Here is a 9,141-nt window from a genome sequence, read left to right as displayed (position 1 = left end):
GTTGGTAATGACGTAGGAATGACAAACCCCGTGTAGTTGAGGAGCGGAATGACGAGAAATTGTCACGTTCCGTTTTGTAGAGCAGTAGGAGAGGCGACTCTCTTACTGACTTTAATTATTCGAGATGAAGGTTTACGAATTTTGGCGGTAGGGCATACCGCTACTGCTTCTGGAGGGAGAGTAAGACCAAGTAAAGGCACTGCTTTTGCAAGGCATCTCCCCGTGAATGAAGAATCCCTCGCATGAGTGCGATGGGAGTGTCAAACCAAAAGAAAACCGAGAGGGCTAGGAAAGAAGCCGGAAACTCCTCTGGATTTCCTCCTTTTTCCCAGCGGAATCTAGGCTTTAAGATGAATGGGATGTTAGGAAGTTCCCGAAAAAATTTGGGGTTAGGGTTATAAAGGCTCGAAACTAAGTACCTAAAAGCTTTTAGCTTAACCAATTAGGTTTTAGATTCGATCGAGTGACAAGAAAGTAGGGAAGTTTTCACCTAACACTATCTCAGTGGTTGGACAGAAGTGAAGTTAACTGTGGGGTAAGGAATGCCAAAAAGCCTAGACTAAGATAAAATTATATCCAACCGGATGCAGTATAGGAGTTTAGCCAATGTCTAACGAAACTGTTACTTATTCCCTAGAAGCTGTCCTCACAAGGATTGAGGGGAAGATCGATAAGATTGATGAGCGCTTGACAAAAGTAGAAATAGGATTAACCGATCTCAAAGGAGATATTAAAGTGTTAGACGAGAAAATCGAAGGCATGGACAATCGGCTAAAATCAGTGGAAGGAACCCAAAAAAATCATGTCTGGACATTAATTATCCTTTTGGGGAGTGCCATTTTTACGGCTGCTTGGAAAGTATTTTTTTCCAGTAATATCTGATCTTTCTAATTCTCAACAAGACTACAGTTAACCGCTCCTGAAAGAAAATTTTCTTAAAGCCTAGACTTAAGATAAAATTATATCCAACCAGATGCAGTATAGGAGTTTACCCAATGTCTAACGAAACTGTTACTTATTCCCTAGAAGCTGTCCTCACAAGGATTGAGGGGAAGATTGACTCGCTTGAGAAGCGGGTTAACGAAAGATTTGACAAGGTAGAAGATCGGTTAACCAAACTAGAAATAGGAGTAACTGATCTCAAAGGTGATATTAAAGTGTTAGACGAGAAAATCGAAGGCATCGACAATCGGCTCAGATCGGTAGAGGGAACCCAAAAAAATCAGGTCTGGACATTGATTATCCTTTTGGGAAGTGCCATTATTACGGCTGCTTGGAAAGTATTTTTTTCCAGTAATATCTGAGTTATCCAATCCTCAATAAGACTACAGTTAACCGCTCCTGAAAGAAAATTTTCTTAAAGCCTAGACTAAGATAAAATTATATTCTAACCAGATGCAGTATAGGAGTTTAGCCAATGTCTAACGAAACTGTTACTTATTCCCTGGATGTCGTCCTTAAAGAAATCAAAGACAGCATCAAGGAAGTTAGTCAAAAATTCGATAAGATTGATGAGCGGTTGACAAAAGTAGAAATAGGAATAGCCGATCTCAAAGGCGATATTAAAGTGTTAGGCGAGAAAATCGAAGGCATCGATAATCGGCTAATATCGGTAGAGGGAACCCAAAAAAATCAGGTCTGGACATTGATTATCCTTTTGGGAAGTGCCATTATTACGGCTGGGTGGAAAGTATTTTTTTCCAGTAATATCTGATTTCTCCAATCCTCAACAAGACCAAAGTTAACCCAACACAGTTGACCAGATTTCCTCATTGCTTATTTCCCAATACAAAAACGGCTAAAAATGCGATCAAGTACCGATTCAGTTACTTCTTCGCCAGTAATTTCTCCTAAAGCTTGAATGGCAGTACGCAGATCGATCGACCAAAAATCAAAAGGCAAATCTTGGTCAATTGTTTTTTTTACCTGTTCCAAAGCAATTTTCGCCCTAGTTAAAGCTGCCGCTTGTCGTTGATTAATGGCTAAATCCAAATTAGCCGCCTGTAATTCCTGATTTTGGACAGCATTAATAATAGTTTTTTCTAAGTCTTCAATACCCTGATTTTGGACGGCGGATAGCTTGACAACTCGCTCAATTTCTGCTGGGTAAATTACAGTTTCTGGATTAACCAAATCAATTTTATTAATCACTAAAATTAATCGGCGATCGCTGACAGAGCGATAAATTTCCTCGTCCTCCTCGGTCCATCCTGACTCTGCGGAGACGGTTAATAGAACTAAATCAGCAGACCGGGCCGTTTGACGGGAACGTTCCACCCCAATTTGTTCAACTCGATCACTGGCCGAGCGAATTCCTGCCGTATCGAGGACTTGTACGGGGATTCCCGCCACAACTAGCTGAGATTCGACGATATCGCGGGTAGTGCCGGGTAAATCGGTGACAATCGCTCGATCGCTCCGACTCCAAGCATTTAACAAACTGGATTTCCCCACATTCGGCCGCCCCACGATCGCCACTTTTAGACCACTACGCAGCAATTCCCCGCGCTCGGCGGTAGCTAAAATTAAATTTACTTGACAAAAAACCTGTTCTATGCTATGGAGAACCGCCTCGTGATCCAAGGGCGGTAAATCCTCTTCAAAGTCAATACGGGCCTCAATTTCAGCCAAAATATCGAGACAGGTGGCGCGCAAATGGCGGATCGGTTGCGCGAGTTTCCCCTGTAAACCAGAGAGGGCAAATTGTGCCGCTTGGGGAGAACGCGCCCCAACGAGATCGACGACGCTTTCGGCTTGAGTTAGGTCAATTCTGCCGTTAAGAAAGGCACGCAGGCTAAATTCCCCCGCTTGGGCCAAACGCGCCCCATTTTCTAGACATAACTGTAACACCTGTTGTACGGGCATAATGCCGCCATGACAGTGAAATTCCACCACATCCTCGCGGGTGAAAGAGCGGGGCGCTAACATGAGCAACAGCAAAGCTTCATCGATAATTGCCTGACTTTGGGGATGTCGGATATAACCGTAGAGAAGACGATGACTTTTCCAGGGTTGACGATTGCGGGTATGGAAAAGCCGACGAGCGATCGCCACTGCCTCACTACCAGATAAACGGACAATACCGATACTACCCTGTTCCGGAACGATCGCCGTAGCGATGGCGGCGATCGTATCCCCTGTGTTTAACATCTCTTAATCACCCCTTGCTAAAATTGAAGTCGGTATCAATTTTGTCAGCATTTATGCCCGAAAATATGCGCTCACGGTCATTAAAAGCGAGAAAAAGCCGCAAATATTCGAGTAATCGCTTACTGCGATTTTTGCGCTATTGGTATATTCGCTTAATGCGATTACAAGGACATCCTAGGGAAATTGCCAGGGGTTTTGCCTTGGGAGTTTTTTCGGGATTTTTCCCGTGGATGGGCCTTCAAATCATCGTCGCTATCTTTTTAGCCACCCTATTTCGCGCCAACAAGATCGCGGCTGCTGCCGGTACTTATATCAGCAATCCCTTGACCGATCTGCCAATTTTCCTGTTTAATTATAAATTAGGAGAGTTTATTCTTGGTCAAAGCGGGCGATCGAATCTGGGCGACATTTTTCAAACTAATCAAAGCTTCACCGAAAAGTTAGCTAGTTCTGGCGGCCAATTTCTTTTAACCCTGTTTTTTGGTTGCTTACTATCAGCGACGGTATTTGCTACGATAACCTATTTTGTTAGCTATCGCCTAGTTCATCAACGGTATCACCGCCGACAAACAGGTAGAAAACGCCGATAAATTGTCACCGTTCAGGGGGGGGAGGAAATCCGGTAATCTAAGAGGCATGGATGAGAAGCACCAACGGTAATTCCATAATAAGTCTAAACTATGATTTGAATGATTGAATGAATACTATGATTGTGTTGTATTCAGCAAGTCTTCATCAATGATCAATTATAGTCAATCCCATAATCCCATCAATCACAGTTAAGACGATGGCTGTGACTGTCGCATCATTTGTAAATTATTACGAATCATTTGTGTATTGAGATGCTCTTTACTTAATGTATTGACATACAATACTTTTGTCATTTAATCAGTAGGAAGTAGGTCTGAAATTATATTTAAAAAATCTCTCACTTGTGCAATGAAAGGAAGAACTTGTAATTCATCAAAATCTGCAAAGTCTGTATAATCTGCTTCGAGACGGTATTCAAACAATTCGTTATAAACTGCACCAAAGTCTTTTGAAATAATTTCGCTACGGATGTAGTTTTTGTTGAAGAGACTACGGACACCTGTATGTTTTGGAGATGAGAGATTATCATAAGCAAGTAAAGCCGTAACAGCATAAAAGCAACTATAGTATAGACGATTGATACAACTATTCCATCTTGCACCATCAGCAAGAGAACAAGCATCTTGATAAGCTTCCTCTGCACGATTTAAACGATACCTAATTAGTTGATCGTGAAGGGAATTTTTACTCATAGCATAATAGCTTCTTTGTTAACTGATTGCCAGAAAGGAGTAGTTTGTAATAAGGGATGTTCCCATTGATTTTTGCTGCGAACAATGGTACAAATAACCTCTTCTGTTTCCCATTCGATTTCATAAATTTGACGACGGATTTGAGATGTGCGAGTAGGGTTGGTGATCCCATCAACTAATACTAATATATCCCAATCAGAGTCTGGTTGAGCATCGTTTCGCGCCCGTGAACCATAAAGAAATATTTGCGCTTGAGGTTCGATCGCTTGTACTGCTTGTTTAATTTTATTGAGTAATAGTTGTTTTTCCATGATTTTTTATGACCTTTTTTGTACTGCACAACAATATTAACAATATAGTCCATCCCATAATCCCATAATAAGTCTAAACTGTGATTGAAATGATTGAATGAATACTATGATTGTGTTGTATTCAGCAAGTCTTCATCAATGATCAATCATAGTCCATCCCATAATCCCATCAATCACAGTTAAGACGATGGATGTTGCTGTTGTCGCATCATTTGTAAAATTTTCCGAATTTGAACAATAGTAGAGTGATTTTTCCTAATAGTCGTTGACTCCATTTTATAGTAGTTCTATTTTTTGAAAAAGAATAATAAAACCTTCTTGGGTAAAGTGCTTGTCATGGGTAAGCACTTCAAAAATATCCATTTGTTGCATAATTACCATTGATATGCAGTCTGTAATGCTATAACCTTTGTCTGACCGTTGTTTATATAATTCAAAACCTAATTGACGTAATTCTGGTGTATAGGAAATAACTTTTATTGTTTTTTCCCGTAGCATTTGCGTACACATCAAGAGTGCTTTCTGTCTCATAATAGTTCCTCTAGATGAAGCATAGTTCAGTATCTCATCAATAATGCCATCCGTCGTTATTAGCTGATCATTGATACAATTATGAGCATAATTAAGCGCAATTTGATGCCAGTTATCTTTAGGGTTGAGTAAAGCGATCCAATAAAAGGTGTCGGCAAAAATTTGCTTCATGGTTAATGTTTAGGAGTACCGTAAATATAATGATCATGTTGCTCTGCACTATCGGTTGGTAAGGTATCTAAAATTTCTTGAGGAATATCAGCAGTGAGTTCTTCTATAAATTGTGCAAAAGGTTTAGATTGTTCTTGCGATCGATTATGTTTGATTTTGGCTAATAATAAAAAGTCAAAAACTTCTTCTATTACCTCATCAGATACTGTTTCAATTTCATGAATTAGTTGTTCTTTGATAGTCATAATTTTACCTTTGTAAGTTCTTCAAATATAGCCTATATCAGTTATCAGTGATTAATTCAATTATAGTCCATCCCATAATCCCATAATAAGTCTAAACTATGATTTGAATGATTGAATGAATACTATGATTGTGTTGCATTCAACAAACCTTCATCAATAATCAATCATAGTCCATCCCACACATAAATCACAGTTAAGACGATGGATGTTGCTGTTGTCGCAGCCTTTGTAAGTTTTCCCGAATTGTAACAGTAGTAGGATGATTCTCCCCTAAAGCTTGCTCCGCAATTGCTAAAGCTTGTAAATAGAGAGGTTCTGCTTCTGTGTACCTGCCTTGAAAATAGTACAAATGCGCTAAATTGTTGAGGGATTGTGCCACATCAGGATGATTGTCTTCTAAGAGTCGTTTTTTCAATTCTAATGCTTGTAGAGAGAGAGGTTATGAAATAAATTTAAAGAAGTCTGTGTTTTGCAGAAACAGGTGGATATTTAGCAATTTCTATTAATAATAGTCGCTCTTGTAAGCGTTCTTTGTTATTGAAATCTAAAATCCTAGCTGTCACGTTCCCAATATCAGTAATGGGTTGGATAAAAGCTTCTTTAAGTTGAAAATGTTCTTTCCACAAGTCTCGACGCGGGTTAAAAAAACGGACAAGTTCTCCAGTTTCCCAATTAATTGAGCCTAAATCTGTACCTTTTTGTAAATTGCAAAAAATACAGGCGTAGCACAAATTATCAGCCGAAGTTGCTCCCCCATGTTTAAAACTAATGATATGATCCACCTGACAGCCAGATACCCTATCAGAAGCAGAAATTAAGCAATATTCACAGAGAAAATCGGCACGTTCAGCAACTAATTTTCGCAATTCTAAACTAATGTAAGGTCGAGCCATTTTAGTTAGCTCCATTGAGATATTGGTGAGCTTTTGCTTTTGCTAGGGTCATGATATGTTCTAGCATTAAATAAGCATCGAGTTCCTGTTTTTCATCTTGGGTAAGTTCATTATTTTTGGCGTTATAAATTAGGTCTTCTAGGCGATTTTGAGCGGTATCGGAAAGATGAAAGTTAATCACCGATTGGGGGGTGGTTCCCCTTGCGATTAGTTCAATAATTTCGTTATAGACTTTGATGGTTTGGGTTGCTGTATTCATGGGTTTATTCTGTTGGGTTTATTGGGTAGGGAAAAAGCAATTACAATTTAATGAACTGTAAAAGAATTGCTGTTTTTCTATCAGGTTTAAAAGTGGTGATCGCTGTTTAATTTATATTAGGAACACTATTAATTTGTCAACCAGATTTTCTGATCCTAAACTTATTTTTATCCACAATTACCGTTGAGCCAATAATTTCTTCTATATCTACGGTATTGATAAAATTTTCTAAAACCTGTCTAATTTCTACCGCTATCGCCTCAAAAGGAAATCGTAAAATAATCAGACCACAATGGGTATTGGGAGGATAATTTTTGATATTAGCCCATCCCAAATCACGGCTAATAATAATTCGCTGTTCTCGTTGAGCAAATCGAAATAGCTCAGGGTCTTTTGTGCCACTTAGTCCAGAGGTTTTTACATGAATAGCGTCATAACCTTTAGAATTTAGCAAGTTGCTTAAACTTAAGGGGCAGTCTTCATCAATTAAAAAGCGAATTTTCAACTGGTTTTCTCCATTGGATAAATGATTTCATTATTTAAAAGTTCAGAAAAATATGCTAAAGAAGCAAGAATTTGCTCTTGAGTAACTCCATATTCCTCCATGACTTCTTCATAGCTCATTCCTCCTGCCAGGGAACCAATAACAATGGCGATCGGGATTCGGGTTCCTGTTAAGATTGGTTTACCATGTTGAATTTCGTTATCTATGGTAATAGCATTATTTAATAAGTTGGTTGTCATTAATTTTCTCCGTTTAAGTTTGATTAAGAATAAACTGATTTAATTTCCTAAAAACTTGACATAATCCCATCAATCACAGTTAAGACGATGGATGTTGCTGTTGTCGCAGCGTTTGTAAGTTTTCCCGAATCTTAACAGTAGTAGGATGATTCTCCCCTAAAGCTTGCTCGGCAATTGCTAAAGCTTGTAAATAGAGGGGTTCTGCTTCTTCATACCTTCCTTGAGATGAGTATAATTCTGCTAAATTGTTTAGGGAAATAGCAACAGAGGGATGATTCTCCCCTAATAGTCGTTGACTCAATTCTAATGCTTGTATTAAGAGTGGTTCAGCTTCTTCGTATCTTCCTTGAGATTGGTAGAGTTTTGCTAAATTATTAAGATTTTCAGTGACATTGGGATAGTTATCGCCTTCAAAAATTTCTGGACAGTATTTTTTTAGATTTGCCAGAAATTCCTGTGAGGTAACTTCAGTAAAATCTTGGTGGATAATATTGCGAAATTCTTTAGTATCTAGCATGGTTAATTTTCTCCTTCTATTTAATTAACTCTTCATACTCATCATGAGAACCAATCCAAAACCAGTAATAATCTTCACCTTTTTTCAATGCTAAAGCTCTATAATTCTCAGTTATTCGGACTGACCAGACATTTTTCTCTACTTTCTTGAAATGTAATGATCGATGGAAAACATTACTAATCCAGAGACGATAGGCTTTTTTTGCCTGTTGCTTAATGTAGGGAGGTAAGTTGGCATAACATTGCCAAAAATCAGGAGTTGTTAAGGATTTCATCTAAAGACTTAACTTGATTGTTACTGATATCATTGTTGACTTTTTGTAATAGTCGATCGAGTTTCCCTGATTCGAGATCGTTTTTTATCTGTTTGTCCCAACTATCATCAAGATAGTCTTGTAACCAAGCTGATAATTGATGGATTTCTTCGTCAGGCAACTGGAGAATCGCGGATTCAATATCTTTGAGTGTAGTCATGATTGTTTGGTTGATTGAAGGTGATTGTATTATTTTATATTGTTGTATTATCGGATGGGTTAATAACCCATCCTACGGGAGCGACTCTAAGTTTTCCCGAATCCTAACAGTATTAGGATGATTCTCCCCTAAAGCTTGCTCGGCAATTGCTAAAGCTTGTAAATAGAGAGGTTCCGCTTCTGTGTACCTGCCTTGGGATTCGTACAATAGTGCTAAATTGTTGAGGGAAGTTGCCACATCGGGATGATTGTCTCCTAAGAGTCGTTTTCTCAAATCTAATGCTTCTAGATAGAGAGGTTCTGCTTCTGTGTACCTGCCTTGGGATTCGTACAATAGTGCTAAATTGTTGAGGGAAGTTGCCACAAGGGGATGATTGTCTCCCAAGAGTCGTTTATACAAATCTAATGCTTCTAGATATAAGTTAAACTGATCACACAGAACCTAGAAGATTTCGAGAAAAAGCTAAACCTACCAAACCCGGGGCGTAAACTCCGCATCATTTAAAATTATTACATTTTCCCCTGACTGCACCAACACAAATAAACCCTGACGACAAGCGTAACT

The 9,141-nt window shown here is 38.8% G+C and carries 17 protein-coding genes and 3 pseudogenes; 5 read left to right on the top strand and 15 right to left on the bottom strand.

Features of this window, described 5'->3' with window-relative positions:
- Nucleotides 1-114: 114 nt before the first annotated feature.
- The 4 genes and pseudogenes from EWV66_RS06835 to EWV66_RS06820 form a co-directional block, all read left to right on the top strand.
- Nucleotides 115-246, top strand: a pseudogene (locus EWV66_RS06835) (RNA-guided endonuclease TnpB family protein); the annotation flags it as partial.
- Nucleotides 247-606: 360 nt separating this feature from the next.
- Nucleotides 607-882: a polyhydroxyalkanoate biosynthesis repressor PhaR gene (locus tag EWV66_RS06830; protein ID WP_052276914.1), complete on the top strand. Its 276-nt coding sequence runs from the start codon at nt 607-609 to the stop codon at nt 880-882.
- 113 nt (nt 883-995) lie between these two features.
- Nucleotides 996-1,304 (top strand): DUF4164 family protein, encoded by a 309-nt coding sequence (locus EWV66_RS06825; protein WP_052276913.1) that lies wholly within the window; start codon nt 996-998, stop codon nt 1,302-1,304.
- A 113-nt stretch (nt 1,305-1,417) separates the two neighbouring features.
- Nucleotides 1,418-1,714, top strand: coding sequence for a polyhydroxyalkanoate biosynthesis repressor PhaR (locus EWV66_RS06820; protein WP_052276912.1), 297 nt, complete (start codon nt 1,418-1,420; stop codon nt 1,712-1,714).
- 62 nt (nt 1,715-1,776) lie between these two features.
- On the opposite strand, the gene mnmE is transcribed toward EWV66_RS06820, so the two are convergent.
- A complete protein-coding gene (gene mnmE / locus EWV66_RS06815) occupies nt 1,777-3,150 on the bottom strand; it encodes a tRNA uridine-5-carboxymethylaminomethyl(34) synthesis GTPase MnmE (protein WP_052276911.1) in 1,374 nt (457 codons plus the stop codon).
- Nucleotides 3,151-3,203: 53 nt separating this feature from the next.
- Here mnmE and EWV66_RS06810 point away from each other — a divergent pair, with 53 nt between their 5' ends.
- Nucleotides 3,204-3,740: a DUF2062 domain-containing protein gene (locus EWV66_RS06810; protein WP_052276910.1), complete on the top strand. Its 537-nt coding sequence runs from the start codon at nt 3,204-3,206 to the stop codon at nt 3,738-3,740.
- A 294-nt stretch (nt 3,741-4,034) separates the two neighbouring features.
- On the opposite strand, the gene EWV66_RS06805 is transcribed toward EWV66_RS06810, so the two are convergent.
- From EWV66_RS06805 to EWV66_RS06740, 14 genes and pseudogenes are all read right to left on the bottom strand, one after another.
- On the bottom strand, nt 4,035-4,433 hold the full coding sequence (locus tag EWV66_RS06805; protein WP_052276909.1) for a HEPN domain-containing protein: 399 nt from the start codon (nt 4,431-4,433) through the stop codon (nt 4,035-4,037).
- Entirely contained in the window at nt 4,430-4,744 is a 315-nt protein-coding gene (locus tag EWV66_RS06800) for a nucleotidyltransferase domain-containing protein (protein WP_024971013.1), read from the bottom strand. The genes EWV66_RS06805 and EWV66_RS06800 overlap by 4 nt, the downstream gene beginning before the upstream one ends.
- 276 nt (nt 4,745-5,020) lie before the next feature.
- Nucleotides 5,021-5,446 carry a type II toxin-antitoxin system VapC family toxin gene (locus EWV66_RS06795; RefSeq protein WP_052276908.1) on the bottom strand — a complete coding sequence of 142 codons (426 nt, stop codon included), beginning with the start codon at nt 5,444-5,446 and terminating at the stop codon, nt 5,021-5,023.
- Between the two features lie 2 nt (nt 5,447-5,448).
- Nucleotides 5,449-5,691 carry a hypothetical protein gene (locus tag EWV66_RS06790; protein ID WP_002760184.1) on the bottom strand — a complete coding sequence of 81 codons (243 nt, stop codon included), beginning with the start codon at nt 5,689-5,691 and terminating at the stop codon, nt 5,449-5,451.
- A 193-nt stretch (nt 5,692-5,884) separates the two neighbouring features.
- Nucleotides 5,885-6,109: pseudogene (locus EWV66_RS06785) on the bottom strand (tetratricopeptide repeat protein); the annotation flags it as partial.
- Nucleotides 6,110-6,143: 34 nt separating this feature from the next.
- A complete protein-coding gene (locus EWV66_RS06780) occupies nt 6,144-6,584 on the bottom strand; it encodes an HNH endonuclease (protein WP_052276906.1) in 441 nt (146 codons plus the stop codon).
- Nucleotide 6,585: 1 nt separating this feature from the next.
- Nucleotides 6,586-6,843 carry a hypothetical protein gene (locus EWV66_RS06775; protein ID WP_002770064.1) on the bottom strand — a complete coding sequence of 86 codons (258 nt, stop codon included), beginning with the start codon at nt 6,841-6,843 and terminating at the stop codon, nt 6,586-6,588.
- A 136-nt stretch (nt 6,844-6,979) separates the two neighbouring features.
- Nucleotides 6,980-7,348 carry a DUF5615 family PIN-like protein gene (locus EWV66_RS06770; RefSeq protein ID WP_002744172.1) on the bottom strand — a complete coding sequence of 123 codons (369 nt, stop codon included), beginning with the start codon at nt 7,346-7,348 and terminating at the stop codon, nt 6,980-6,982.
- Nucleotides 7,345-7,587 carry a DUF433 domain-containing protein gene (locus EWV66_RS06765; protein WP_002744173.1) on the bottom strand — a complete coding sequence of 81 codons (243 nt, stop codon included), beginning with the start codon at nt 7,585-7,587 and terminating at the stop codon, nt 7,345-7,347. Before EWV66_RS06765 ends, EWV66_RS06770 begins: the two co-directional genes overlap by 4 nt.
- Nucleotides 7,588-7,666: 79 nt before the next feature.
- Entirely contained in the window at nt 7,667-8,104 is a 438-nt protein-coding gene (locus tag EWV66_RS06760; RefSeq protein WP_052276905.1) for a tetratricopeptide repeat protein, read from the bottom strand.
- 16 nt (nt 8,105-8,120) lie between these two features.
- Nucleotides 8,121-8,378: a ParE family toxin-like protein gene (locus tag EWV66_RS06755; protein WP_052276904.1), complete on the bottom strand. Its 258-nt coding sequence runs from the start codon at nt 8,376-8,378 to the stop codon at nt 8,121-8,123.
- Nucleotides 8,356-8,577 (bottom strand): hypothetical protein, encoded by a 222-nt coding sequence (locus EWV66_RS06750; protein ID WP_052276903.1) that lies wholly within the window; start codon nt 8,575-8,577, stop codon nt 8,356-8,358. The genes EWV66_RS06755 and EWV66_RS06750 overlap by 23 nt, the downstream gene beginning before the upstream one ends.
- Before the next feature lie 72 nt (nt 8,578-8,649).
- Nucleotides 8,650-9,015 (bottom strand): tetratricopeptide repeat protein, encoded by a 366-nt coding sequence (locus EWV66_RS06745; protein WP_260441278.1) that lies wholly within the window; start codon nt 9,013-9,015, stop codon nt 8,650-8,652.
- A gap of 30 nt (nt 9,016-9,045) precedes the next feature.
- A pseudogene (locus EWV66_RS06740) lies at nt 9,046-9,141 on the bottom strand (DUF3782 domain-containing protein); the annotation flags it as partial.

It is taken from the genome of Microcystis sp. M_OC_Ca_00000000_C217Col (genome assembly GCF_007095585.1).
GTDB classification, from domain to species: Bacteria; Cyanobacteriota; Cyanobacteriia; order Cyanobacteriales; family Microcystaceae; genus Microcystis; species Microcystis panniformis.
The sequence above is the reverse complement of the archived record's forward strand: the minus strand, read 5'-3'. Positions and strand labels throughout refer to the sequence as shown.